The following is a 25,406-nucleotide window of genomic DNA, read 5'->3' as shown; positions in this document are numbered from 1 at the left end:
ATACTGTAAGTAACAGGATAGGTTGTAAGGGCACACTTATGAATCTGACGAATCATTTTCTGGTCGCCATGCCCAGCATGCAGGATCCGAACTTCAAAAGAAGTGTCGTCTATATCTGCGAGCACAATGAAGAAGGGGCAATGGGGCTGGTGATCAACCTGCCGATTGATATTTCCGTCGGCAACATGCTGGATCAAATTGAAGTCGAGCGCGATTTACCGCTGAAAAATCCGGCCAGCCTGGAACAACCTGTGTTTAACGGCGGCCCGGTCTCCGGTGATCGGGGCTTTGTGTTGCACCTGCATCAGCAGGATGAGGACTTCAGCTCCAGCATCGATATTACCGAGCAACTCTCCGTCACCACGTCCAAAGATATCCTGGCGTTGCTGGGCACCAGCAAAGCACCGGAAAAATTTCTGGTCGCCCTCGGCTATGCCGGCTGGAATGCCGGACAGCTTGAGCAGGAGCTGGCCGAAAACACCTGGCTGACCACGGAAGCCGATCCGGAGGTGGTCTTTAATACCCCAATCAGTGAGCGCTGGGGCAAAGCTGTCGCACAACTCGGCATCAACGCCGCTCACCTTTCAACACAAACAGGACATGCATGAGTCATTCACGCAGCGTATTAGCATTTGATTACGGCACCACCAGTATTGGGGTCGCCATCGGCCAGGAGCTGACCGGCACCGCGACCCCGCTGGCCGCCCTGAAAGCCAAAGATGGGATCCCGAGCTGGGAAACCATCGAGAAACTGTTAAAGGAATGGCAACCGGATTTGGTGGTGGTTGGCCTGCCGCTGGATCTCCACGGCGGCGAACTCGAAGCCATTACTCCGCGCGCCAAAAAGTTTGCCAACCGCCTGCACGGCCGTTTCGGCTGTCCGGTCGAGCTGCATGACGAACGCCTCAGCACCGCAGAGGCCCGGGCCGATTTATTTGATAGGGGCGGCTACCGCAACCTGAGCAAAGGCAACATCGACTCCCAATCCGCCGTGGTGATCCTCGAAAGCTGGTTTGAACAACAATACGGCTGATCAACCGTCAGCGCCTTCACCAGGGGCGAGCAGGCCGACAACGGCCAACAATCCCAATCGCTCGCCTCTGACATTCACACGCCACCCTGTACAGCTTTTCCCGTCAATTACAGCAAAAAGATCCTACGTTTTAAGAACACTCGCAACTGGATCCGGCGATCCCGGCGGATCCGGGGCCTGATCAGCTTGTACAGCTTTTTGACTTCCGGAACCCAAAAGCTCATCAAGCTGCACCGCTTAATTTTACCATTAGACAAATCCATTTATTATCAGTAACTTATGATTATTGAGCAGTAAAAAAAGCTTTAGGATCATCCCAACCCTAAAGCTTTCGTAAGGTGATAGGAAATTTGAAAAAGACGCGCTATCGCATATCAATGGTCACGCCATCGAGGGCATTTTTGGCCTGCTGGGTCTTGCTGCCGACTTTGATCATCAGGCGTAAATCATTGGCCGAATCGGCATGGTGCAATGCGTCCTGCTCGGTAATTTTGCCCTGACTGAACAGCTCATACAGCGACTGATCAAAGGTCATCATCCCCGAATCGGTCGATTTCGCCATCGCTTCTTTAATCTCGTGCAGCTCGCCGCGACGGATCAAATCGGCGATCCGCGGCGTATTGAGCAACAGCTCAAATGCACCGTGACGCCCGACGCCTTTCGCATCCGGGATCAATTGCTGGGCCAGAATACATTTCAAGTTCAGGGACAGATCAAACAGGAACTGCTCCCGTCGCTCTTTCGGCACTAAGTGCAGGATCCGCTCCAGCGCCTGGTTGGCATTGTTGGCATGCAGGGTCGCCATGCACAGGTGGCCGGTTTCGGCAAAATTCATCGCATATTCCATGGTCTCCGGCGTCCGGATCTCACCGATCAGGATCATATCCGGCGCCTGGCGCAATGAATTTTTCAACGCGACATCGTAGCTTTCGGTATCCAGCCCGACTTCGCGCTGGGTGATGATGCAACGCCTGTGTTTGTGGACGAACTCAATCGGATCTTCCACCGTCAGAATATGACCGCTGCGGTTGTTATTGCGATAGCCGGTCAGCGCCGCCATGGTGGTCGATTTGCCCGAGCCGGTGGCCCCGACCACCAGCACCAGCCCTCGCTTGGCCAGGGCCATCTTTTGCATGTCCATCGGCAGACAGAGCGCATGCAGATCCGGGATCTCCGTTTCAATCCGGCGGATCACCATCCCCGGCATTTCCCGCTGCCAGAAGGCACTGATCCGAAAGCGCAGCTCTCCCCGCACCAGGGCAAAGTTCGCCTCCTTGGTGGCCGCAAACTCCTGCTGCTGCTGACCGTCCATCGCATCGTCAAATAACCCATCCACCGCCCGGCGATCGAGCACGTCGCCGACCGGATGCAAATGACCGTCGACCCGAAGCAGGCCCGGCGAGTCCACCGTAATGTAAAGATCCGAGGCTTTGCAGCGCACCATCTCTTCAAGGATCTGCTGTAATGTCATGCTGTTCCCTTTCCTCTCCGTTCAACCTACAACCGGGCATTGTCGACAACCCGGCGCCCTTCCTCGGCATCGACGATGCCCTGGGCCACCAGCATTTTGACGCTCTGCTCCATGGTCTGCATCCCCAGTGCCGAACCGGTCTGGATCATCGAGTACATCTGCGCCACTTTATCTTCCCGGATCAAGTTGCGGATCGCCGGGGTTGCCATCATCACCTCATGAGCCGCGACCCGGCCCCCGGTTACACACTTGAGCAGGTTCTGCGACACCACCGCCCGCAGCGACTCCGACAACATCGAGCGCACCATCGCCTTATCATTGCCCGGGAACACATCGATGATCCGGTCAATGGTTTTTGCCGCCGAGCTGGTATGCAGCGTCCCCAGCACCAGGTGGCCGGTTTCCGCCGCCGTCAGCGCCAGGCTGATGGTTTCCTGATCGCGCAGCTCACCGACCACAATCACATCCGGATCTTCACGCAGCGCCGAGCGCAATGCCTGGTGGAAGCTATGGGTATCACGATGGACCTCGCGCTGGTTGATCAGGCAGCGTTTGCCGTGATGGACAAATTCCACCGGATCTTCAATGGTCAGAATATGGCGGTTAAAATTTTCGTTGATGTAATCGACCAGTGCCGCGATCGTGGTCGATTTCCCCGAGCCCGTCGCACCGGTTACCAGGACCAGGCCGCGCTGGCATTGGGCAATGCTATAGAAAATGTCAGGGACGTTGAGTGAGCTCAGTGACGGCACCTGGACCGGAATGGTCCGGAACACCGCCGCACAGCCGCGCGACTGGTGAAAGGCGTTGACCCGGAAACGGCCGACCTGTGGCAGCTCGAACGAGAAGTCCACTTCCAGCTTCTCTTCAAACTCCCGGCGCTGGGCGTCGGTCATAATATCAAATACCAACCGGTGCACTTCCCCATGCTCCAGTTCCGGCAGGCTGAGCTTTCTGACATCGCCATCCACCCGAATCATCGGCGGCACTCCGGCAGAAAGGTGCAGATCAGAGGCATTATGCTTTACACTAAAGTCCAGTAGTTCGGTGATATCCATTAATTTTTCCTACAGAATCAATTATGAGTAGTATCAAACAAAACATTGAACAGGTCATCTCTGAGATAACAGCGGCCTCTGAAAAATGCGGCCGGACCGAGAATTCCGTCCAGCTGCTGGCCGTCAGCAAAACCAAGCCGATTGCCGCCATCGACGAGGCCATCGCCGCAGGGCAGCTCGCTTTTGGTGAAAACTATGTGCAGGAAGGCGTCGACAAAATTCAGCATTTTGCCGATCATCCACAAGCAGCGCAGCTGAGCTGGCATTTCATCGGCCCGATCCAGTCCAACAAAACCCGCCCGATTGCCGAGCATTTCGATTGGGTCCACTCCGTCGATCGGCTCAAGATCGCCCGCCGACTCAGCGAGCAACGACCGGCGCACCTGCCGCCGCTCAATGTCTTGCTGCAGGTCAACACCAGCGGCGAAGCCAGTAAATCCGGGATCCGTTTTGACGAGCTGGCGGCCCTGGCCGATGACATCGCCGCGCTGCCCAACCTGGTGCTACGCGGGTTAATGTCGATCCCGCAAAAAGCAGAAGATTATGACAGCCAGCTCGCGGCCTTTCGCGCCCTGGCCGACGCACAACAAAAATTACAGGCCAAACACCCGCAGCTCGACACCCTGTCGATGGGGATGAGTGGTGATATGGAAGCGGCCATCGCCGCCGGCAGTACCATCGTCCGGATCGGCACCGCTATTTTCGGGGCGCGTGATTACAGCAACGCCCAAGCGTAAATATTCAGGATTTAACTAAGGATTAGACATGGAACAACGTTCAATCGCCTTCATCGGGGCCGGAAATATGGCCCGCTCCATCATCGCCGGTCTGGTTCACAGCGGCTACGCGCCGGACAAAATCACCGCCACGGCCCCCAGCCCGGCCCGTCGGGAGCCGCTGGCCCGTGATTACGGGATCCACACCACCGATGATAACCTCCGGGCTACCGAGCAGGCGGATGTGATCGTCCTAGCCGTCAAACCACAACTGATGGCAGAGGTCTGCCGTCCGCTCCAGGCGATTAACTTTGCCGGGAAGCTGGTGATCTCGATTGCCGCCGGGATCTCCGCCCAGCGCTTCAACGAGATGCTCAATACCGAGCTGACGCTGGTTCGGGTGATGCCAAACACCCCATCGCTGCTCGGTAAAGGGATGAGCGGCATGTACGCCCCGGCGACGGTCCCAGCGGCTGACAAACAGTTTGCCGAAACCCTGATGAAAGCCGTCGGCGAAGTCTGCTGGGTTGAAGAAGAATCCGGGATTAATGGCGTGATTGCCGCAGCCGGCAGTGCGCCTGCCTACTTCTTCCTGTTTATGGAAGCGATGCAGGCCGAAGCGATCCGCCAGGGATTTGATCCGCAGACCGCCCGCCAGCTGGTCCAGCAAGCCGCCAACGGTGCCGCGGCGATGGTCGTCGCCAACCCGGACACCGAGCTGTCGACCCTGCGCGAGCAGGTCACTTCGAAAGGCGGAACCACTGCAGAAGCCCTGCGCACGTTTAACGAACATCAACTTGGTGATATCGTAGCAAAAGCAATGCGTGCAGCCGTCGCCCGCGCTGAAGAAATGGAAAAATTATTTTAAGGTTACGTTATGAATTCACTCGGTTTTTTGGTCAACACCCTGTTTGATCTCTACATCATGGTTGTGCTGCTACGGATCTGGCTCCAGTGGGCCCGGGCCGACTTCTATAACCCGTTCTCCCAGTTTGTCGTCAAAGCCACCCAACCTGTGGTGGGCCCGCTGCGCCGCGTGATCCCGTCAATCGGTTCGCTCGATCTGGCAACGCTGGTGTTTGCCTATGTGCTGAGCATTGCCAAGTTCATCACCCTGCAACTGGTCCTGACCGGCGGCGCATTGGCTTTCAGCCCTGATTTTCTCTGGGTCGGCGCCCTGTCGCTGCTCAAGGCGGCCGGTGGCCTGTTATTCTGGGTGTTGCTGCTGCGCGCGATTCTGAGCTGGGTCAGCCAGGGCCGCAGCCCGGTTGAATACGTGATGCACCAGCTGACCGAGCCGATGACTGCGCCGATCCGCCGGATCATCCCGGCCATGGGCGGCCTGGACCTGAGCGTTCTGGTGCTGTTCATCGGCCTGCAGTTTGCCAACTTCCTGATGGGCGATTTGATCGGTCCGATCTGGCACCAGCTATGAGTCAGCACGCGGTTTCCCGGGACGGGGGCGACCTGATCCTACGGCTCTATATCCAGCCCAAGGCCAGCCGCGACCAGCTGGTTGGCCTGCATGGTGACGAACTCAAAGTCGCCATCACCGCCCCGCCGGTAGACGGCAAGGCCAACGCGCACCTGACCAAGTACCTGGCCAAACAGTTCAAGGTGGCCAAGGGACAGGTGGCGATCGAAAAGGGGGAGCTGGGACGCCACAAACAGGTGCGCATCGAATCCCCGCGCGAGATCCCAACCGCAATTGAAACACTGCTCCACTAATTCCCCGGCCGGGCGCCTGCGCCTGGCCGCGCTTCCACCGCGATGAACATCTCCCTTTTCAATCCGATTTAAAACAAGCACTTAAAAATCCGCTACACTGGCAGCACTTTGCCACAGCTCAGGAATACTCCCTACATTCCTTGTGGTGAATCACCCAAAACTGACCGACAATAATGCTATCGGGTTGCCAAAGGCCCTAATTTCTCTTGGAGATATCACAATGAAATGGTTATTCAGCCTCGCTTTGCTCTTGTTGACGGCCCTGCCGGTACAAGCCGAACAAGTGACCAAAATCGGTGATCTGGAAGTGCACTATTCAAGCTTTCCATCGACCTTCCTGACCCCGGAGATTGCCAATGCCTACCGGATCCAGCGCAGCCGCTACTCGGCCGTGGTCAATATCACGGTGCTCGATACCGCCCAGGCGGGTAAACCGGCAGTCACCGCCACCGTGTCCGGCGAGGCCAAAAACCTGCTGGGCACCATCCGCAATCTCTCGTTCCGTGAAATTCGCGAAGGCGATGCCATTTACTATATTGCTGAACTCAGCCACGCCAATGAAGAAAGCTTCACCTTCACCATTGATGTGTTCCAGGGCGGCAACAGCGGCCAGATCGCCTTCAAGCAGACCTTCTTCGTCGATTAACAACCGGTTAAGGAGCCAGTCGGCTCCTGCCATTTCCCCACGCTCCGCTGCACGCCGCTGGCAGGCTGGTGACACGGTACAATTGGGTTTATCATAGCGCCCCACGACGATACAGACGCTGCGAGGATAGCGATGAGCAAACTAGTACTGGCCACGGGAAACCAGGGCAAAGTAAAAGAGATGGCAAGCCTGCTGGCTGATTTCGGCTTTGATGTGGTAGCCCAGAGTGACTACCAGGTTTCTTCAGTGGCCGAAACCGGCACCACCTTTATCGAAAACGCCATTATCAAAGCTCGTCATGCCGCGAAAGAAACCGGTCTGCCGGCCATTGCCGACGACTCGGGCCTGGAAGTGGATTATCTCAAGGGGGCACCTGGGATCTATTCCGCGCGCTTTGCCGGTGAGGATGCTTCCGATCTGGACAACCTCAACAAGCTGCTGGCCGAGATGGACGGAGTGCCGGAAGCCGAGCGTACCGCCCGCTTCCACTGCGTGCTGGTAATGATGCGTCATGAAAACGATCCGACCCCGCTGGTTTGCCACGGCACCTGGGAAGGCCGCATCCTGACCGAGGCGCACGGCGAAAACGGCTTCGGCTATGATCCGGTGTTCTGGGTGCCGGAAGACCAATGTGCCTCTGCCGAACTTGAGCCGGCTCGTAAGAAGCAACTGTCGCACCGCGGCAAGGCGCTGCAACAACTGTTCGCCGCCCTGAAGGACGCCTGATGCTAGTCCCGCCACCACTGAGCCTGTACGTCCATATTCCGTGGTGCGTGCAGAAATGCCCGTATTGCGATTTCAACTCGCACGCACTCAAAGCTGACATCCCGGAGCTGGACTACATTGATGCCCTGCTGGAGGATCTGGACACCGATCTGGCCGCATATCGGCTGGCCAACGGCGACCGACCGCTCCACTCCATCTTTATTGGCGGCGGGACGCCAAGCCTGATCTCCCCGGAAGAGATCGGCCGCCTGCTGCGCGAAATCCAGGCCCGGATCCCGTTTGCCGACAATATTGAAATCACCATGGAAGCCAACCCGGGCACGGTGGAGGCCGATCGGTTCAAAGCTTACCGGGCAGTCGGGGTGAACCGGATCTCGATCGGCATCCAGAGCTTCCAGGACGACAAACTCAAGCGTCTGGGCCGGATCCACGGCAGCCGTGAAGCCGTACGCGCCGCGCAGCTGGCACAAGAAGCGGGCCTCAACAGTTTCAACCTCGACCTGATGCACGGGCTGCCGGATCAGTCGATTGACGATGCACTGTCCGATCTCAAGCAGGCCATTGCGCTGGATCCGCCGCACCTGTCGTGGTACCAGCTGACCATCGAGCCGAACACCCTGTTCTACTCCAAGCCGCCAACGCTGCCGGATGATGATGATCTGTGGGATATTTTCGAGCAGGGCCACCAGCTGCTGCGTGAAGCCGGCTATGTCCAGTACGAGATCTCCGGCTACAGCAAGCCCGGTGTACAGTGCCGCCATAACCTCAACTACTGGCGCTTCGGTGATTACTTAGGGATTGGCTGCGGTGCTCACGGCAAGATCAGCTTTGCCGACGGCACCATCACCCGAACGGTCAAAGTGAAGCACCCGCGCGGCTACCTCAACCCGCAAAAGCCCTATCTGGACCAGCAAACCCAGGTAGCAGACAGCGAGCGGCCGTTTGAGTTCTTCATGAACCGTTTCCGCCTGCTGGAAGCCTGTCCGAAACAGGACTTTGTCGAACGGACCGGCTTACCGCTCAGCGCAATTGACGCCTCGATCAATTGGGCGCTGGCTCAGAACTACTTGGCCGATCGGGGCAATGAATGGCAGATCACCGAGCACGGTAAACTCTTCCTCAACGATCTGCTGGCAGCGTTCGTCGACGAAGACTAAACGGCCAGCCCCGCCCGACAAAAAACGCCTGATGCCACACATCAGGCGTTTTTTTAGGGTTCGCTCTGTGACCTCTGCGACACCAGGCTGACGCTCTGCCAGTGCTTCAGGGCCGGGATCTGGCGCTGGATCGCCCGCTCTTTAGCCCGGCGTATCACCAGATGCTGACACAGTCGGTCATCCACCCGCTGCGAGTGGGACAAGACATAGGGGAGTTCTTGCTGCATGAATTGATGGTAGTCGGACAGCACGTCCATCTGCTGGGCGCTCAGCCGGACTTTATGCACGTCGTAATAGAGCTGGCCGTCGGACTCAACATTGAAACGGTCCCCGGCCATCGCCAGGGTCAAGGTGCCGTCCTGCAGGCTCACCGAGTTGAGCCACTGCGGCTGGCAAAGCTGAGTCTGATCTTCCGCTTGAATTTGAACCTGAGACTGGTTTTGCGCTGTCGCCTGAGTGGGTAAACACAGCATCCAGAGCGCTGCGATCAGACTGAATGCCAGCGCATTGCGCCCTGGCACCCTCACACCCTGCGTGTCACGCCGGTTACAATCCAACCTGTCACAACCAAACATAGGCATCCCCTTCAGTGGAAAGCGATGCCCTGCCTCATCGCTTGGCTTAGAAAATCGAGCGGCCAATCCGCTCGGCCAGCAGCTCCAGCGCGGCGGTGCCAGCCAGGGAGTTGCCGGACGGATCCAGCTCCGGTGACCAGACGGCAATGGTCATTTCCCCCGGAACGATGGCAACGATCCCGCCACCGACCCCGGATTTCCCCGGCATCCCGACCCGATAGGCAAACTCACCCGCGCCGTCATACAGGCCGCAGGTGGCCAGCAGGGCATTGATCTGCTTACTCTGAGTCTGGCTGATGATCGATTTTTTTGCGCCCAAAGGAAGCCCTTTGTTGGCCAGGTAACTGAAAGTACGCGCCAGATCGACACAACTCATTTTCAGCGCGCAGTAGCTGAAATAGTTGGTTAGCACCGGCATCACCTCGTTCTCAAAATTACCGAACGAGCGCATCAGGTAGGCAATCGATGCGTTGCGATCGCTGTGCTGCATTTCCGAGTTGGCGACGTCTTTGTCATAAACCACATGCGGGGCGCCCGACAGCTCACGCACCAGCTCCAGCATCCGGTACTGCGGCGCCGACAGACGGCTGTGCAGCAGGTCCGACACCACCAGGGCACCGGCATTGATAAACGGGTTGCGCGGGATCCCGTTCTCCAGCTCCAGCTGGATCATCGAGTTGAACGCATGGCCGGACGGCTCTTTGCCGACCCGCTGCCAGATTTCCTGCGGCTCATACAGGGTCATGGCCAGAGTCAGGCTCAACACCTTGGAGATCGACTGAATCGAGAAGTCTTCTTCGCTGTCACCGGCCTGGATGATTTCGCCATCGTTATAGCACACGGCAATCCCCAGCTTATCGGCCGGGACATTGGCCAGCGCCGGGATATAATTCGCGACCTTGCCCTGACCAATCAACGGCCGGACTTCATCCAGAATGTCATTAAGCAATGCTTCTGTCGGCTTCATTCATGTTCTCCAAGGGTAAAAAAGCCAACACGAGGCTGGCTTTCTGGATTCTGATTGAGAATGGCCGGTGCAAACATCCATCCACCCGGCCCGAAAAGGGAGATTACTCAGTTCGTGCGAACTTCATATCCCAGACGCCGTGGCCCAGACGGTGGCCGCGCGCTTCAAACTTGGTCAGCGGACGATCGTCCGGACGCGGGATATAATCACCGTCAGTGGCGGTGTTCTCATAACCCGGCGCAACATTCATCACTTCCACCATGTGCTCTGCGTAGTTTTCCCAGTCAGTCGCCATGTGGAAGATACCACCGATTTTCAGCTTCTTGCGGACCATTTCCACAAACTCAGGCTGAACAATACGGCGTTTATGGTGACGTGCTTTGTGCCATGGGTCCGGGAAGAACAGCTGTACCGTGTCCAGGCTGCCGTCCGGGATCATGTAATCAAACACTTCAACCGCATCGTGACACATCACGCGCAGGTTGGTCAGCCCAGCTTCTTCGGCGCCCATCAGACAAGCACCGACGCCCGGGCTGTGAACTTCAATCCCGATGAAGTTTTTCTCCGGGGCATTTTTCGCCATTTCAACCAGAGAAGCACCCATACCAAAGCCGATTTCCAGCACAACTGGCGCTTCACGATGAAAGACTTCCTTCCAGTCCAGCATCTGTTGAGCAAAGTCGATACCCATCGCCGGCCAATTGTTATCCATAGCCGTTTCCTGGCCTTTGGTCAAACGACCTTCGCGACGAACAAAGCTGCGAATTTTACGGATTAGCTTACCGTCTTCGTTAAATTCAGACAGGGTGACTTCGCCAGAGGCTTTAGAAACTTCGCTCATCGTATTACCTAAACTAGAAAAGAATAAAAACTAAGCGTCGGCATTATCCAAAGATACGCGCCGAGTGCAAGTCTATCGTTTGCGACCGCCCTCAGATTATGGTGCAATCAGCAGCAAAAATTATAACCAACATCATCATGGCACGCTCCCAGGCGGCCCGTAAAGTGAGCAATTCAAAGAAGTATATTTATGATGCACCCGCCTTTGACACCGACCAGCTTTCAACAACGACTCATTACCTGGCAGCAGACCCATGGCCGCCACGATCTCCCCTGGCAGCAGGACCCGACCCCGTACCGGGTGCTGGTATCGGAAATTATGCTCCAGCAAACCCAGGTCGCCACGGTGATCCCCTACTTCGAGCGCTGGATAGCCAGTTTCCCGACCATTGAGGCTCTGGCAGCCGCCACGGAAGATGAAGTGATGAATCACTGGCAGGGCCTGGGCTATTACTCCCGGGCCCGCAATCTGCGCAAAGCTGCCCTGTACATTACCGAAGAATGCGGCGGTCAGTTTCCGGATCAGCTTGAGAGCCTGCTGAAAATCCCGGGCGTCGGCCGCTATACCGCCGGGGCCATTGCTTCCTTTGCTTACAACGCCTATGGTCCGATTGTCGATGGCAACGTCAAGCGCCTGTTCTGCCGCTTTTTCGGCATCGAGGGCGTACCGGGCACTAGCCAGGTCGATAAAACCCTCTGGCACCTGGCCGAAACCTTTACCCCAACGGAAAACAACCGGGCCTTTGCCCAGGGGCTGCTCGATATGGGCGCGACGGTCTGCAAGCCGAAAAATCCAATTTGTGATGACTGCAGTTTTCAACCCGAGTGCATCGCCTATCAGAGCAACCGGGTCGATCAGCTGCCGACCCCGAAGCCGAAGAAAACCATCCCGACCCGGGCAGGACAGTTTCTGTGGATTGAATCCGACGGCAAACTGCTGCTGGAGAAACGGGCCGACAACGGGATCTGGGGCGCGCTCTGGTGCCTGCCGCAAATTCATCTTGAGCCCAAACAGCTCGGCGATCATGTCCGGCTCAAAGGCAGCTTTAAGCATACCTTTACCCACTATAAACTGGATGCCAAAGTCTGGCACGTCGACAGCTTAGGCGAGCAAACGGACAACCAGCAATGGTTTCCGTTCGAGGCCTGCGATGAACTGGGTCTGCCGACCCCAATCCGCAAGTTCCTGACCCGCAACACACCGGCGTCAGCATAACCACAGCCCCTGTTTGTCGGGCTCAGTGTTCCACTGAGCCCTGTTGACGTACATCAGTTCACGAACGCACATTAGTTCACGAACCCGCATCCGCCCCGTCAAAAAATCCTCGCCCCGGGGAAATCTGGCAGCACATGCCGCTCTCTGGTATAAATGGAGCCGTATTCATGAAGGTTTAACTGAAGGAGCCACCCGATGAGCCGTACCGTATTTTGCGCCCGCCTGAAGAAAGAAGCGGATGGTCTGGATTTTCAACTGTATCCGGGCGAGCTGGGCAAGCGTATTTTCGACAACATTTCCAAAGAAGCCTGGGCTGAGTGGCAAGGCAAGCAAACCATGCTGATCAATGAAAAGAAACTGAACATGATGGATCCAGAGCACCGCAAGCTGCTGGAAAACGAAATGGTGAAATTCCTGTTCGAAGGTCAGGATGTGGTGATCGACGGCTATACACCGCCAAGCGAGAAATAAGCCAGCGTCTCACGCTTTCCCCGCTTTCGGGTGAAAAATACTTACGCTAAGTGCCAGAAAATGACATCATTTGTGCCCAACAAGTGATGTCATTTTTCTTTCCGGGGATTATGAAAAAACGCGCCCTTATTTTTTCACTGCTGATGCTTAGCGGTTGCAGCCGAGAATTTGTCGAAAATATTTACGATGTCGACTACGGCACAACCAACCGTTTTGCCAAGAACCTGGCTCCCCTGCCCGGCCAGTTTACCAAAGATGCCGCCGCTTTAGACCGCCTGATGGACAGCTTCAGCGGCCAGGTGCACCGTTACTGGGGCGATGACGACAATCTGGTGGCTGGTAAACGCCAGTATGTGAAATATACCGACGGCTACCAAAGCCGGGCCCATGTCGATTTCGTCCGCGGGGTGATCGTCGTCGAAACCGTCGCCACCACCGAGCCCGAAAAACACCTCAAAGAAGCCATCACCACCACCCTGCTGACCCCAGATGATCCGGCCGGCGTCGATCTCTACTCAGACTCCGGGATCGAATTCAATGGCAAGCCGTTTCTCTACGGCCAGGTGCTGGATCAGGATAAACAGCCGATTGAGTGGTCCTGGCGGGCCAACCAGTTTGCCGATCACTTGATCGCTACCCGACTCAAAAAGCGCCAGGTCCGCTACCAGCAAGCCTACTATGTCGAGATCCCCATGGTGGCCGATCACGTCAACAAGCGAAGCTATAAGTATGCCAGTATTGTCCGGGATGCCTCCCGTCGCTACGGGATCCCGGAGGATCTGATCTACGCGATCATCAAAACCGAAAGCAGTTTCAACCCGTATGCAGTGAGCCACGCCAACGCCTATGGGCTGATGCAGGTTGTACCCAATACGGCCGGTGCGGACGTGTTTAAGCTCGTGAAGAACAAATCCGGCAAGCCGTCCCCGCAATACCTGTTCGATCCGGCGAAAAATATCGATACCGGCACCGCGTATTTCTATATTTTGCGCAACCGCTACCTCAAAGACATCCGCGATCCCCTGTCGCTCCACTACAGTATGATCTCGGCTTACAACGGTGGTACTGGTGGCGTGTTGAAAACATTCCACGCCGACCGCAAACGCGCCATGCAGGATCTCAACCAGTTACAACCCAACCAGGTATACTGGGCGCTGGCCAACAAGCACCCCAAAGCGGAAGCGCGTCGCTATTTGCAGAAAGTGACCAAGTTCCAACAGGAATTCAATCGCGGCAAAATCTGATGAAATGACAATGAAATAGCTTAAAAACGCCCGCGTGTATAAAAAGCAAGCAGTTGGTCATTTTTGTGAAAAAAGAGGTTGACGCCAAGGCCGAAAAACCGTTTAATGACGCTCCGTTGCCTCGATAGCTCAGTCGGTAGAGCAGAGGATTGAAAATCCTCGTGTCGGTGGTTCGATTCCGCCTCGAGGCACCATATTTCATTGTGGTGCGACGCAGCAACGCAATAAAAAACAATTCCCCCTTAGTTCAGTCGGTAGAACGGCGGACTGTTAATCCGTATGTCGCTGGTTCAAGTCCAGCAGGGGGAGCCAAATTTGTGTGCCGACTTAGCTCAGTAGGTAGAGCAACTGACTTGTAATCAGTAGGTCACCAGTTCGATTCCGGTAGTCGGCACCATTTGCCTCGATAGCTCAGTCGGTAGAGCAGAGGATTGAAAATCCTCGTGTCGGTGGTTCGATTCCGCCTCGAGGCACCATTTTACAATGTGGTGCTCAACACGATAGCAACACAGTAACAAACAATTCCCCCTTAGTTCAGTCGGTAGAACGGCGGACTGTTAATCCGTATGTCGCTGGTTCAAGTCCAGCAGGGGGAGCCAAATTTGTGTGCCGACTTAGCTCAGTAGGTAGAGCAACTGACTTGTAATCAGTAGGTCACCAGTTCGATTCCGGTAGTCGGCACCATTTGCCTCGATAGCTCAGTCGGTAGAGCAGAGGATTGAAAATCCTCGTGTCGGTGGTTCGATTCCGCCTCGAGGCACCATATTTCATTGTGGTGCTCATCACGATAGCAACACAGTAACAAACAATTCCCCCTTAGTTCAGTCGGTAGAACGGCGGACTGTTAATCCGTATGTCGCTGGTTCAAGTCCAGCAGGGGGAGCCACTTTAAAAGCCTTGTCGAAAGACGAGGCTTTTTTTATACCTGTTGTTCACGCGATGCGTCTTATACCAATCACAGTAAGTAAGTGCTCAGAAATAGCGTAGGAAAAATGTTTGAGAACAAGGCGGAATTTTTCGATAAGTAGTTATTCTACAATCAAAAATTCTAACGCAGTTATCGAACATTTTAACAAGCTAGAATGAGCATTTATTTACTACGATTGGTATTACTCACCGGTATCAAACGTCGCTGGCGGAAGACCGTCCCCTACCCCATCAACAACATCGACCGGTCAGCGCTTTTTGACTAAGGTTAATCACACAGTCAACATTCAAGGATGACGGTATGATTACGTTATACGGATACCCGCGCACCCGCTCACTGCGGGTGTCATGGCTCTTGGAAGAGCTGGGTCTGGAATGGGAATACCAGCTGGTCGACTTCAATAGCGGCGAGCACCGCTCACCCGGTTTCCTCGCCATGAACCCCAGCGGCAAAGTTCCCTGCCTGAAAGATGATAAAACGTTCATGACAGAATCAGCGGCAATCTGCCTCTACCTGGCAGAAAAATATGGTCAGCACTGGCTGCCGAAACCCGGCACCCCGGAGTCCGCTGCACACCATGAATGGGTCAGCTTCACGATCACCGAACTGGAACAACCGCTGTGGACATTGGGAAAACACCGCTTCGCGCTGCCGGAAAAAATTCGGTTGCCGGAAATGCTCTCGGTCGCAGCTTGGGAGTTTAAAAAAGCAATCCAGGTCGCAGAGGCCCGCGTCCATCAGGATGCCTACCTGCTCGGTAATTTCCCCACGGTCGCCGATATCTTGCTGACGCACACCCTGAACTGGGCGGTGAAATTCGACCAAAAAGTTCCGGAAAAATTGGAAAAATACCGCCAATTTGTTAATCGCCGACCGGCACTGGCCCGAGCCTTGGCCCTTGAACAACAAGCGCTCAACCATCCCTGATCCATCGCAATGAACAGCAGACCAAACGCGCAAAGTTCAAAAACCGAGCGATCAGCCTAAAAAAAGGTGTTTTGGTCTGTTTTCACTAAAAAAGCATTGACGCAATGGCCCAAAACCGATTTAATGCGCCCCGTTGCCTCGATAGCTCAGTCGGTAGAGCAGAGGATTGAAAATCCTCGTGTCGGTGGTTCGATTCCGCCTCGAGGCACCATTTTTATAATGTGGTGCTGGTAACGATAGCTAAACCATCTGTGATTGCTACGCAATCATGTGTCGGTCCCTGGCCGGGCGCGGTCGATTCCGCCCTCGAGGCACCATATTTCATTGTGGTGCGACATAGCAACGCAATAAAAAACAATTCCCCCTTAGTTCAGTCGGTAGAACGGCGGACTGTTAATCCGTATGTCGCTGGTTCAAGTCCAGCAGGGGGAGCCAAATTTGTGTGCCGACTTAGCTCAGTAGGTAGAGCAACTGACTTGTAATCAGTAGGTCACCAGTTCGATTCCGGTAGTCGGCACCATTTGCCTCGATAGCTCAGTCGGTAGAGCAGAGGATTGAAAATCCTCGTGTCGGTGGTTCGATTCCGCCTCGAGGCACCATTTTTACAATGTGGTGCTCAACACGATAGCTAAACCCATTTGTGATTGCTTCGCAATCATGTGTCGGTCCCTGGCCGGGCGCGGTCGATTCCGCCCTCGAGGCACCATTTTACAATGTGGTGCTCATCACGATAGCAACACAGTAACAAACAATTCCCCCTTAGTTCAGTCGGTAGAACGGCGGACTGTTAATCCGTATGTCGCTGGTTCAAGTCCAGCAGGGGGAGCCAAATTTGTGTGCCGACTTAGCTCAGTAGGTAGAGCAACTGACTTGTAATCAGTAGGTCACCAGTTCGATTCCGGTAGTCGGCACCATTTGCCTCGATAGCTCAGTCGGTAGAGCAGAGGATTGAAAATCCTCGTGTCGGTGGTTCGATTCCGCCTCGAGGCACCATTTTTATAATGTGGTGCTCAACAAGATAGCCAAACCATCTGTGATTGCTTTGCAATCATGTGTCGGTCCCTGGCCGGGCGCGGTCGATTCCGCCCTCAAGGCACCATATTTCATTGTGGTGCTCATCACGATAGCAACACAGTAACAAACAATTCCCCCTTAGTTCAGTCGGTAGAACGGCGGACTGTTAATCCGTATGTCGCTGGTTCAAGTCCAGCAGGGGGAGCCACTTTGAAAGCCTTGTCGAAAGACGAGGCTTTTTTTATACCTGTCGTTCACGCGACGCGTCTGATTCACCGATATCAAATGTCGCTGGCGGAAGGCCGCCCCGTCCAAGTCCAGCAGGGAGAGCCACTTTAAAAGCCTTGTCGAAAGACGAGGCTTTTTTTATACCTGTCGTTCACGCGACGCGCCTGATTCACCGGGCTCAAGTGTTGCAGGCGGAAGGGTGCCCAAGTCCAGCTTGGTGCCATTTTTGAAGCCTTGCCGCATGACCGACAACTTGTTCATCCCCACGCCATTGCCTTGCCACACGCGCGTATTCTATGTCCTACCCTCGACCACCTTACCTGACCTTCATCGACTTTCCGGGAAAAAGCGGGGGGATACCCACTGCATGGCATATTGGGAGGCTGATTGATATAGTTTACAATAAAATATTGCTACCCGGATTGCTGACCCGCTGCCAGATCCACATCTGGCCGTATCAGGGAAGAGGACAATGTGTCGAGCGGGGCAAATTCGTGTACAAGTATAAGAAGACAGGCTGCGCTGAAAAACAATGGCAAGCATCAAACTCTCGGTAGAGCGTTTAACCGAAGGGCTGTATATCAAGCTCCCCTTGCAGTGGACTGATCATCCTTTTCTACTGAATCATTTCAAAATTAAAGATCACCAGCAAATTCGCCTGATTAAGAATCTCGGGGTGAAGTTTGTTTATCTGATCCCGGAGAAAAGCGACACCAAGCCGCTGGATCCGGAGACGCCGGTCGAGGCACTCACTGAAGACGAAAGCCAGTTTCTCGACAAGCAGGCCGAAAAACTGTGGCAGGAAAAACAATCCCGGATCACCCGCTTAAAAAACTACAAACGTAAGCTGCAGCGATGCGAGAAAAGCTTCAACCGCTCCATGGCCCAGCTGCGTGCCATTGTCGGCAAAATCAAAAGTCGCCCGGTCACCGCCATCCAGGAAGCCGAGCTGCTGGTTGAGGAAATGGTCGATGCGCTGATGGAGAGCGACAATCTCGCTCTGCACCTGATGAATGACAGCCAGGAGTCGGAGGACATCTACTTCCATTCCCTGAATGTGGCCATCATGGCGATGATGCTGGCGAAATCCAGCGGGATGCCGGCGGCAGATATCAAAGCAATCGCCCTGGGGGCCCTGTTCCACGATATGGGCAAGCTCAAGGTCCCGACGGCGATTACCCGCAAGACCACGCCGCTCACCGAGCCGGAAGACAACTATCTGAAGCTGCACACCAAATACAGCCTGGACTTGGCCAACCTGGCCGAGGATTTTCCGGAGTCTGCCAAACCGATTTTAAGCCAGCACCATGAACTGCTCGATGGCAGCGGCTACCCCAATCAGTTGCCAGCCGATAAGATCGATCTCAAAGCCCAGTTGGTGGCGGTCGTCAATGCTTACGATAACCTGTGCCATCCGCAGGACCCATCGAAGTCCCGGATCCCGTACAGTGCCCTCTCCTACCTGTTCAAGAACAAAAAAGATCAGTACAACAACGACTTCCTGGCGTTGCTCATCCGCCTGCTGGGTGTTTACCCGCCCGGTAGTGTAGTACAGCTGTCAAACCAACAACTCGGGCTGGTGATCTCGGTGAACTCCGAAAGCCTGCTGTTTCCAAATGTCCTGCTCTATGATCCGACCGTCCCCTCCAATGAGGCCCCGATCCTGGAGCTGGAAGACAGTGAATTGCGGATTGAACGGGCGATTGCGCCCAACAGGCTGCCGGAGAAAGTCTATACCTACCTCAACCCACGGATCCGGATTTCTTACTACTTTGAGCCGGATGACTAATTGGGTATAGCAAAACGCCGCATGTCTGCGGCGTTTTGTTTACTGGTTTACTGGTTTACTGGCCAAACATATCCCGGATCCAACCGGCCGGTTGCTTCTGGCTGCAGTGAGCTTTGAGTGAGCCATCTTTATCCCAGACCGGTAGCGACTGCTGACCCGCACAATCTAAGCTCAGGGTACCGTTCGGCAAACGGTTATACTTCATCGTCGTCAGCTTTTTCGGCCAGGCCAGACGCAGCGGCTCCGGCTGGCGACGCTTGAGATAGTCGTTATACAGCCGGAGTGCCCCGGCCGAGCCCGTCAGGTTCACCGATTGGTTATCGTCCCGACCAACCCACACCGTCACCACTTCGCGCCCGTCAGCACCCACATACCAGCTGTCACGGTTGTTATCCGTGGTCCCGGTTTTCCCGGCCAGTGCCGCCCAGCCGAAGGTCGGCTGCAAAAAGCGCGCGGTCCCCTGACTGACCACATTTTTCATACCGTAGGTCGTCAGCCAGGCCGCCTGCTCCGGCACCACCTGCGCCGCTTTCGGGTAGCTCTGGTACAACCGCTGGCCCTGCTGATCAACCACCGAGCGTAACGCCGTCAGCTCGGCCTTACGGCCGCCGCTGGTCACCGTCTGATACATCTGCGTCACTTCAAACGGCGTCAGGGTAAAGGCACCCAGCAAAATCGACGGCAGCTTCGGAACTTCATCCCGCGATACGCCCAACTGCACCATGGTATCGATCACCGGGCCCAGGCCCACACTCAGGCCCAGATTGACAGTCGGCACATTGAGGGATTTCGCCAGGGCGTAGTACAACGGGACTTCCCCCCGGAACCGACGGTCATAATTTCGCGGCTTCCAGTCACTGCCCCGGCTGCCTTTGAGCGCGATCGGTTTATCGTCGATGGTCGTTGCCAGGGAAAATTTCTCCGGCTGGCGTAACGCAGCCAGGTACACCGCCGGTTTCACCAGCGAGCCAATCTGGCGGCGGCCGTCCAGCGCTCGGTTAAAGCCGGCATACCCCGGCCGACTGCCGCCGACCATGGCCCGGATTTCACCACTGAGGCGATCCACGGCCACCAGTGCGGTCTCGACCGAAACCCCGGCTTTTTTCTCCAGCAGCGGCACCTGGGCCATCACTGCCAGCTCGGCCTCCTGCTGCGACAACGGATCTAAGGTACTGAACACCCGCAGCCCGATACCCGGAGTAAAGCGTTCCCCGACTTTCTGCTTCAACTCCCGCTGCAACTGCTGGAAGTAAGCCGGCTGGCGGCTGGCAATTTGCGGCTTGCTCTGAATATCCAGCGGCCGGGATGCCGCCTGCTCATACTGCGCGCCGCTGAGAATACCGTTGTCCATCATCAGGCGCAGGACCAGATCCCGCCGTTGTTTTGCCCGCTCAGGATTGCGCCAGGGATTGTAATACGAAGGCCCTTTGGCCAGCGCCACCAGCAAGGCTTGCTGGTCGATGCGCAACTCCTGCAACGGTCGGCCGAAATACAGCCGGGCACCCAGCCCGAAGCCGTGAACTTCCTTGCCGCCTTCTTGCCCCAGGTAAATCTCGTTGAGATATGCTTCCAGAATACGGTCTTTGCTGTAGCGATAATCGATGATCAGGGCGATATACGCCTCGCTGATCTTACGCAGCAGGGTGCGCTCCCGGGTCAGGAAAATATTCTTCGCCAGCTGCTGGGTTAAGGTACTGCCCCCCTGCACTGTCCGACCGGCTTGCAGGTTCACCACCAGCGCCCGGATAATCGCCAGTGGCGAGACGCCCTCATGATGATAAAAATCGCGATCTTCTGTCACCAGCAAAGCATCCACCAACACTTCCGGGAACCGCTCCCGCGGCAGGAAAATTCGCTGCTCGCCTTCTTTCGTTCCCAGCATGCCCAGCATTTTCGGCTCAATCCGTACATAGCCCAATGGGCGTTCACGACTCAGATCCTCGATGCTCTGCAGAATATTGCCTGAAAACGTCAGCATGATGTGGCGCTCTCCCTCATGACCGTCTTCGAACTCGAACGGCCGGCGGATCAACTCAATCCGGGTTGAAGAGGCAGAATACTCCCCGATCCGCTGCGGGTTGCGCACCTTGTGATATTGCAGCAGATCCAACTCCCGCTTAACCTCATCAATAGTGACGGACTGATCCGGCTGCAGGGTCAGCACCCGGCCGTACACCACGGCCGGCAGGTTCCACAGCTGGCCGTCGAACTTATCGCGCACCACTTTATCGAGATAAATTCCGGCCACCAGCAGCACCGCCAGCACCACGACCGCCACTTTCAGGCCAAAGCCCAGGAGCCAGCGCAGCCATCCCGGGATCCGCGGCGACGACTTTCCGCCTTTTTTCCGGGGTTTGCGGGGACCACTTGTTTTGGCCGCCTTTTTCACCGGTACTTTTTTACGTGTGACCGCAGGCTTTTTCGCACCCGGTTTTTTAGGGCTTGGTTTTTGGGAGCTTGGCTGCTCCGGCTTTTTGCCCCCCGGTTTCGGTCCCGGCTTTTTAGCTCCCGGCTTCTGCGGCGCCGCAGCTCCCACGCGCTGGGTTATTTTCATCTTCACAACGTTTCCCGAATTCTTTCCCTGCCGGTACCTTCATCCGTCCCGGCACGGCAATTAAATTTGTCTGACTGATCCCCTCAGGCGACCAGCCAGCCAATCACATATACTTTTTGGTTTTTCTGGTCGGCGCATGGGTGGCCGGATCATCCGGCCAGACGTGCTTGGGATAGCGCCCCTTCATCTCTTTCTGCACTTCCCGGTACGAGCCCTGCCAGAACGCCGCCAAATCCTGGGTGATCTGCAACGGCCGCTGGGCCGGGGATAACAGCTCCAGCACCAGGGCGACCTTGCCGTGGGCGATCCGAGGTGAAGTTTGCTCCCCGAACATTTCCTGCATTCGAACTGCCAGCGCAGGCTGCTGCCCGAGCTGGTAGCGGATCGGATAACGCGAGCCGGTAGGCACCTGATAATGGGTCGGCAAAGCTTCATTGAGTGCTTTGGCGCTCTCCCATCCCAAACGAGCCTCCAACGCCGCCACCAAATCGAGCTTTTCAATCATCTTGAGCCGGGTCATCCCACTCATAAACGGCAGCAGCCATTGTCCGGCTTCCGCCAGCAAGGTGGCTTCATCCATCGCCGGGAGAGCCAGCTCCGGCAACCAATCCGCCGCACACCGGGCACGCACCAGCAGACTTTCCGCACGAGCGTCCCATGGCAGCACTTTCAGCCCTTTGCGGATAATGGCATTGAGCAGTGCTTCACTGGCCCGGGCCGGATCCGGCTCTGCCAGGGCGGTGCGTTTGAGCACCAGCTGACCGCAGCACAAGTGCTGCTCGGCGCTCAGGCGGCCTTTTTTGTCATCCCAGTCGAGCCACTCCCGCTCGGTAAACAGGTGCGGCAGCTCAACCTGAAGTTGCTCAGGGTCGGCAGCAATGGCGGTAAAAATACGGCTGTCGCCCTGACGGGTTTTGACGATATCCGCCACCACCAGCATCGCCGCATCAGCCAGCGGCTCATCCGGTGACAACATCGCCCCCTGCCCGTTGGCCAGCTGGTAGCGCCCGTCCCGTCCCCGTGACAGCGCAATGCGATCCGGATAACCCGCTGCCATCAGCGGTGCAATCCAGGCCGCAGCGACTTGCAGCGGCGCCGATGTCGCCACGCCGGACTCTGCAGTGGCAATTTTCTGCAAGTGCTGCCGGGCCCGTTGCAAATAAGCCTTGGCCCGCGGCAACTTACCGCTCTCCAGCAGGCTAAGCTGAAAATGCAGATCCGGATTGTTGATCCCCCGCGGCGGCTCTTCCAGCAGCGCCACCAGCAAGGCCGCGGTCATCTGTGCCGCCCGCCCTTTTTCGCGGGCCAGCAATAAGATCGCGCCATGGCGGGGATCGGTCCCCAGACGTTGGACTTGCTGGCCGGCCTCGGTCAGTTGATGACGCGCCGTCAACGCACCCAGATCCTGCAGCAAGCGACGAGACTGAGCCAGGGCCGGTGCCGGTGGCGTATCCAGCCAGCGCAGATCCGCAGCCTCAAGGCAGCCCCATTGGGCCAGCTCCAGCGCCAGGGAAGTCAGATCCGCGCGCAGAATTTCCGGCTGCGGTGTGGCCGGCTGACGGCTCAGCATCTCTTCGCTATACAGGCGCAAACACATCCCCGGCTCCAGACGCCCGGCCCGCCCGGCGCGCTGCTCGGCAGACGAGCGGGCAATCCGGGCCAGCTCCAGCCGGCTGATCCCGGTTTTCGGATCCCACTGTGCGACGCGCTCCAGGCCACAGTCGACCACGATCCGGATCCCTTCTATGGTCAGACTGGTTTCCGCAATATTGGTCGCAATCACCACCTTGCGCTTGCCAGGCGGTGCCGGGGTGATCGCCTGCTGTTGCGCCGCGCTGCTGAGCTGGCCAAACAGCGGACAGACCAGCACTTCCGGCCCCACCCGCTCAGTCAGTTGCTCAGCCAGTTGCCGGATTTCCCCGGCCCCCGGCAAAAATACCAGGATCGATCCCGACTCACTGGCCAGCAGCCGGCTCACCGCCTGAGCGGCGGTCTCAATCAGCTGGGACGCCTCGCGCACCGGCTGATAACGGTGCTCAACCGGATAGCACCGTCCTTCCGATTCGAGGTAGGCCGCCTCCGGCAGCAAAGCAATCAACGCGTCCTGATCCAGTGTGGCCGACATCACCAGCAATTTCAGATCGTCCCGCAGGGCTTCCTGCACTTCAAGCGCCAGGGCCAACGCGGTGTCGGCATGAATACTGCGCTCATGAAACTCATCAAAAATCAGCAATTCAATGCCGCAGAGCTCCGGATCCTGCTGCAGCATCCGGGTCATCACCCCTTCGGTGACAATTTCCAGCCGGGTCGCGGCGCTCACCTTGGTCTCGCCCCGCACCCGCAACCCCACCGTCTGCCCGACCGACTCGCCCAGCTGGGCCGCCAGGTACGACGCAATATTGCGGGCCGCCAGGCGACGCGGCTCCAGCATCACTATCCGCCCGCTAAACGCAGCCTCCTGCAACAACGCCAGCGGTAGCCGGGTCGACTTACCTGCCCCAGGCGGCGCCTTAAGGATCAATTGGGAGGAAGCACGAAGCTGGGTAAGCAGCGAGGGCAGGACTGTATCAATCGGCAGCTGTGACAATGTAAAAACCTTGTGTCATATTCAAACGAAGCTGCAGATGATTGTACAAGAAAGTTAGCGGCCAGACTGAACAAAAATCGCCCGCTGACCGGGCTCCACCGCAACAGCTTCTCACTCAGCCGATCAGGAGATGGCCATGCCGCAAACAATATCCGAATCCCAAGCCCGGATCCCATCGGCCCCGGAAAGGCTTTTCTTTGCCCTGCCCCTGGATATTCCGGCGGAAAACAGCAGTGCGTTTCATCAGCTCAGGCAACTGCCCCGGATGATGCCCGGCGAAGGACGCCCGGTGCCTGCGGCCAACCTGCACCTGACCCTGGCCTTTCTCGGCAACGTGAACGCCCCACAAAAAGCGCAGCTGTGCCAGCTGGCCAATACACTCGAAGGACCGGCATTTACCCTCACCACCACCGAGCTGAAATACAAAAAACGCAGCCGCCTGATTTGGCTGGGCTGTACGCTGCCGGAGCCGCTTGCGCTACTCGCCGAAAACCTCAAAGCCGTTGCCGAGCAAGTCGGTTTGCCCCAGGAAACGCGGCCTTATTCCCCGCATATCACCTTGCTGAAACACCTGCGCAACCGACCGGATGCCCTGCCGGAAATCCCGCCGATGACGTTTCACATCCGCCACTTTGGCCTGTATATTTCAGAGCAGTTCAACAGCCCCGGGGGGGGCGGGGTCCACTACCGTTGCCTGAAACAGTGGCCGCTCACCCCGGCTCCACCGGACCACCAGGAAATGCCATGAAATTTGATCCGCCGTTACAGGCCGCCCAGCTCATCAAACGCTACAAACGCTTTCTGACCGATATCGAACTTCCTGACGGGGAAATCCGAACCATCCACTGCGCCAACACCGGGGCAATGACCGGCTGCGCCGAGCCCGGCAGCACCGTGTGGTACTCCACCGCCGACAATCCCAAGCGCAAATATCCCAACAGCTGGGAACTGACCCACACCCCGGACGGCCACTGGATTTGCGTCAACACCGCCCGCGCCAACCGCCTGGTTGAAGAGGCGATAAACCGGGATATCATCACAGAATTACAAGGCTATTCGTCACTGCGGACAGAAGTGAAGTATGGTAGTGAAAACAGCAGGATAGATATCCTGTTGACCGCTGATGACAAACCGCCGTGCTATATTGAAGTGAAAAGCGTCACCCTGCTGCAAAACGGACAAGGTTTTTTCCCCGATGCCGTCACCACCCGGGGCCAGAAACATTTGCGAGAGTTGATTGAAGTGGCACAAAGCGGAAACCGAGCCATACTTTTTTTTGCAATTTTGCATTCGGGGATTGAAAACGTAGCCGCGGCGCACCATATAGACCCGGTCTACCATCAGTTAATTCAACAAGCAGAACAGGCAGGCGTTGAGATCATCGGTTACAAAGCGGTATTGAACCCAGATGAGCTCTATTTAAGCAACCGCATAGATTTCCATCAACCGCTGTGAAAAATGATGCTTTCTTCACATTGGTATAAAATTGAAGATATGCAGCAATTGCCTCACATAACCCTTTCTGCTATAG

The 25,406-nt window shown here is 56.4% G+C and carries 23 protein-coding genes and 16 tRNA genes; 32 read left to right on the top strand and 7 right to left on the bottom strand.

Features of this window, described 5'->3' with window-relative positions; translation table 11 throughout:
- Window positions 1-38 precede the first annotated feature (38 nt).
- Both VV869_RS08615 and ruvX read left to right on the top strand, forming a co-directional pair.
- The gene (locus VV869_RS08615; RefSeq protein WP_337734553.1) at window positions 39-608 is read left to right on the top strand and encodes a YqgE/AlgH family protein; all 570 of its coding nucleotides are present in this window, start codon (window positions 39-41) and stop codon (window positions 606-608) included.
- On the top strand, window positions 605-1,033 hold the full coding sequence (gene ruvX, locus VV869_RS08610) for a Holliday junction resolvase RuvX (RefSeq protein WP_337734552.1): 429 nt from the start codon (window positions 605-607) through the stop codon (window positions 1,031-1,033). The genes VV869_RS08615 and ruvX overlap by 4 nt, the downstream gene beginning before the upstream one ends.
- A 364-nt stretch (window positions 1,034-1,397) precedes the next feature.
- On the opposite strand, the gene VV869_RS08605 is transcribed toward ruvX, so the two are convergent.
- Together VV869_RS08605 and VV869_RS08600 are read right to left on the bottom strand one after the other, a co-directional pair.
- Entirely contained in the window at window positions 1,398-2,504 is a 1,107-nt protein-coding gene (locus VV869_RS08605; protein ID WP_337734551.1) for a PilT/PilU family type 4a pilus ATPase, read from the bottom strand.
- Window positions 2,505-2,530: 26 nt separating this feature from the next.
- On the bottom strand, window positions 2,531-3,562 hold the full coding sequence (locus tag VV869_RS08600; RefSeq protein ID WP_337734550.1) for a type IV pilus twitching motility protein PilT: 1,032 nt from the start codon (window positions 3,560-3,562) through the stop codon (window positions 2,531-2,533).
- A 23-nt stretch (window positions 3,563-3,585) separates the two neighbouring features.
- Here VV869_RS08600 and VV869_RS08595 point away from each other — a divergent pair, with 23 nt between their 5' ends.
- The 7 genes from VV869_RS08595 (at window position 3,586) to hemW (ending at window position 8,535) form a co-directional block, all read left to right on the top strand.
- Window positions 3,586-4,299 carry a YggS family pyridoxal phosphate-dependent enzyme gene (locus VV869_RS08595; RefSeq protein ID WP_337734549.1) on the top strand — a complete coding sequence of 238 codons (714 nt, stop codon included), beginning with the start codon at window positions 3,586-3,588 and terminating at the stop codon, window positions 4,297-4,299.
- A gap of 28 nt (window positions 4,300-4,327) precedes the next feature.
- Entirely contained in the window at window positions 4,328-5,146 is an 819-nt protein-coding gene (gene proC / locus VV869_RS08590; protein ID WP_337734548.1) for a pyrroline-5-carboxylate reductase, read from the top strand.
- Between the two features lie 9 nt (window positions 5,147-5,155).
- On the top strand, window positions 5,156-5,713 hold the full coding sequence (locus VV869_RS08585; protein WP_337734547.1) for a YggT family protein: 558 nt from the start codon (window positions 5,156-5,158) through the stop codon (window positions 5,711-5,713).
- The gene (yggU, locus tag VV869_RS08580) at window positions 5,710-6,006 is read left to right on the top strand and encodes a DUF167 family protein YggU (RefSeq protein ID WP_337734546.1); all 297 of its coding nucleotides are present in this window, start codon (window positions 5,710-5,712) and stop codon (window positions 6,004-6,006) included. The genes VV869_RS08585 and yggU overlap by 4 nt, the downstream gene beginning before the upstream one ends.
- A 220-nt stretch (window positions 6,007-6,226) precedes the next feature.
- Window positions 6,227-6,652: a DUF4426 domain-containing protein gene (locus tag VV869_RS08575; protein ID WP_337734545.1), complete on the top strand. Its 426-nt coding sequence runs from the start codon at window positions 6,227-6,229 to the stop codon at window positions 6,650-6,652.
- A gap of 132 nt (window positions 6,653-6,784) precedes the next feature.
- Entirely contained in the window at window positions 6,785-7,378 is a 594-nt protein-coding gene (locus VV869_RS08570) for an XTP/dITP diphosphatase (RefSeq protein WP_337734544.1), read from the top strand.
- Complete coding sequence (gene hemW / locus VV869_RS08565) at window positions 7,378-8,535, top strand: radical SAM family heme chaperone HemW (protein WP_337734543.1); 1,158 nt, start codon at window positions 7,378-7,380, stop codon at window positions 8,533-8,535. Before VV869_RS08570 ends, hemW begins: the two co-directional genes overlap by 1 nt.
- Window positions 8,536-8,588: 53 nt before the next feature.
- Here hemW and VV869_RS08560 read toward each other — a convergent pair whose 3' ends face one another.
- The 3 genes from VV869_RS08560 to trmB all read right to left on the bottom strand — a co-directional run bounded on the left by VV869_RS08560 (window position 8,589) and on the right by trmB (window position 10,918).
- Window positions 8,589-9,056 (bottom strand): hypothetical protein, encoded by a 468-nt coding sequence (locus VV869_RS08560; protein ID WP_337734542.1) that lies wholly within the window; start codon window positions 9,054-9,056, stop codon window positions 8,589-8,591.
- 100 nt (window positions 9,057-9,156) lie between these two features.
- Window positions 9,157-10,077: a glutaminase B gene (glsB, locus tag VV869_RS08555; RefSeq protein WP_337734541.1), complete on the bottom strand. Its 921-nt coding sequence runs from the start codon at window positions 10,075-10,077 to the stop codon at window positions 9,157-9,159.
- Between the two features lie 103 nt (window positions 10,078-10,180).
- Entirely contained in the window at window positions 10,181-10,918 is a 738-nt protein-coding gene (trmB, locus tag VV869_RS08550; RefSeq protein WP_337734540.1) for a tRNA (guanosine(46)-N7)-methyltransferase TrmB, read from the bottom strand.
- Window positions 10,919-11,107: 189 nt separating this feature from the next.
- On the opposite strand from trmB, the gene mutY reads away from it, so the two are divergent.
- The 21 genes from mutY to VV869_RS08445 all read left to right on the top strand — a co-directional run bounded on the left by mutY (window position 11,108) and on the right by VV869_RS08445 (window position 18,734).
- Window positions 11,108-12,133, top strand: coding sequence for an A/G-specific adenine glycosylase (gene mutY / locus VV869_RS08545; RefSeq protein WP_337734539.1), 1,026 nt, complete (start codon window positions 11,108-11,110; stop codon window positions 12,131-12,133).
- Window positions 12,134-12,328: 195 nt separating this feature from the next.
- Entirely contained in the window at window positions 12,329-12,604 is a 276-nt protein-coding gene (locus VV869_RS08540; protein WP_337734538.1) for an oxidative damage protection protein, read from the top strand.
- A 110-nt stretch (window positions 12,605-12,714) separates the two neighbouring features.
- The gene (gene mltC / locus VV869_RS08535) at window positions 12,715-13,848 is read left to right on the top strand and encodes a membrane-bound lytic murein transglycosylase MltC (RefSeq protein ID WP_337734537.1); all 1,134 of its coding nucleotides are present in this window, start codon (window positions 12,715-12,717) and stop codon (window positions 13,846-13,848) included.
- Window positions 13,849-13,966: 118 nt separating this feature from the next.
- Window positions 13,967-14,042 (top strand) — tRNA-Phe (locus VV869_RS08530).
- Window positions 14,043-14,084: 42 nt separating this feature from the next.
- Window positions 14,085-14,160 (top strand) — tRNA-Asn (locus tag VV869_RS08525).
- Window positions 14,161-14,169: 9 nt separating this feature from the next.
- A tRNA-Thr gene (locus tag VV869_RS08520) sits at window positions 14,170-14,245 on the top strand.
- Window positions 14,246-14,248: 3 nt separating this feature from the next.
- A tRNA-Phe gene (locus tag VV869_RS08515) sits at window positions 14,249-14,324 on the top strand.
- 47 nt (window positions 14,325-14,371) lie between these two features.
- A tRNA-Asn gene (locus tag VV869_RS08510) sits at window positions 14,372-14,447 on the top strand.
- 9 nt (window positions 14,448-14,456) lie between these two features.
- Window positions 14,457-14,532, top strand: a tRNA-Thr gene (locus VV869_RS08505).
- Window positions 14,533-14,535: 3 nt separating this feature from the next.
- Window positions 14,536-14,611: transfer RNA gene (locus VV869_RS08500), tRNA-Phe, on the top strand.
- A 47-nt stretch (window positions 14,612-14,658) separates the two neighbouring features.
- Window positions 14,659-14,734 (top strand) — tRNA-Asn (locus tag VV869_RS08495).
- A gap of 342 nt (window positions 14,735-15,076) precedes the next feature.
- Window positions 15,077-15,703 carry a glutathione S-transferase family protein gene (locus VV869_RS08490; protein WP_337734536.1) on the top strand — a complete coding sequence of 209 codons (627 nt, stop codon included), beginning with the start codon at window positions 15,077-15,079 and terminating at the stop codon, window positions 15,701-15,703.
- A gap of 135 nt (window positions 15,704-15,838) precedes the next feature.
- Window positions 15,839-15,914: transfer RNA gene (locus VV869_RS08485), tRNA-Phe, on the top strand.
- Window positions 15,915-16,062: 148 nt separating this feature from the next.
- Window positions 16,063-16,138, top strand: a tRNA-Asn gene (locus VV869_RS08480).
- 9 nt (window positions 16,139-16,147) lie between these two features.
- Window positions 16,148-16,223: transfer RNA gene (locus VV869_RS08475), tRNA-Thr, on the top strand.
- Window positions 16,224-16,226: 3 nt separating this feature from the next.
- A tRNA-Phe gene (locus VV869_RS08470) sits at window positions 16,227-16,302 on the top strand.
- A gap of 154 nt (window positions 16,303-16,456) precedes the next feature.
- Window positions 16,457-16,532 (top strand) — tRNA-Asn (locus VV869_RS08465).
- 9 nt (window positions 16,533-16,541) lie between these two features.
- Window positions 16,542-16,617 (top strand) — tRNA-Thr (locus tag VV869_RS08460).
- A gap of 3 nt (window positions 16,618-16,620) precedes the next feature.
- A tRNA-Phe gene (locus tag VV869_RS08455) sits at window positions 16,621-16,696 on the top strand.
- A gap of 153 nt (window positions 16,697-16,849) precedes the next feature.
- A tRNA-Asn gene (locus VV869_RS08450) sits at window positions 16,850-16,925 on the top strand.
- Between the two features lie 552 nt (window positions 16,926-17,477).
- A complete protein-coding gene (locus VV869_RS08445; RefSeq protein ID WP_337734535.1) occupies window positions 17,478-18,734 on the top strand; it encodes an HD-GYP domain-containing protein in 1,257 nt (418 codons plus the stop codon).
- 55 nt (window positions 18,735-18,789) lie between these two features.
- On the opposite strand, the gene mrcB is transcribed toward VV869_RS08445, so the two are convergent.
- Complete coding sequence (mrcB, locus tag VV869_RS08440) at window positions 18,790-21,288, bottom strand: penicillin-binding protein 1B (protein ID WP_337734645.1); 2,499 nt, start codon at window positions 21,286-21,288, stop codon at window positions 18,790-18,792.
- A 103-nt stretch (window positions 21,289-21,391) separates the two neighbouring features.
- Window positions 21,392-23,875: an ATP-dependent helicase HrpB gene (gene hrpB, locus VV869_RS08435; RefSeq protein ID WP_337734534.1), complete on the bottom strand. Its 2,484-nt coding sequence runs from the start codon at window positions 23,873-23,875 to the stop codon at window positions 21,392-21,394.
- Between the two features lie 136 nt (window positions 23,876-24,011).
- On the opposite strand from hrpB, the gene thpR reads away from it, so the two are divergent.
- Both thpR and sfsA read left to right on the top strand, forming a co-directional pair.
- Complete coding sequence (gene thpR, locus VV869_RS08430; RefSeq protein WP_337734533.1) at window positions 24,012-24,623, top strand: RNA 2',3'-cyclic phosphodiesterase; 612 nt, start codon at window positions 24,012-24,014, stop codon at window positions 24,621-24,623.
- Window positions 24,620-25,330: a DNA/RNA nuclease SfsA gene (sfsA, locus tag VV869_RS08425; protein ID WP_337734532.1), complete on the top strand. Its 711-nt coding sequence runs from the start codon at window positions 24,620-24,622 to the stop codon at window positions 25,328-25,330. The genes thpR and sfsA overlap by 4 nt, the downstream gene beginning before the upstream one ends.
- Window positions 25,331-25,406 lie beyond the last annotated feature (76 nt).

The sequence above is a fragment of the Photobacterium sp. MCCC 1A19761 genome, assembly GCF_037389125.1.
In the GTDB taxonomy this organism is placed as follows: Bacteria; Pseudomonadota; Gammaproteobacteria; order Enterobacterales; family Vibrionaceae; genus Photobacterium.
Note: the sequence above shows the minus strand (reverse complement) of the source record. Positions and strands in the feature narration are given on the sequence as shown.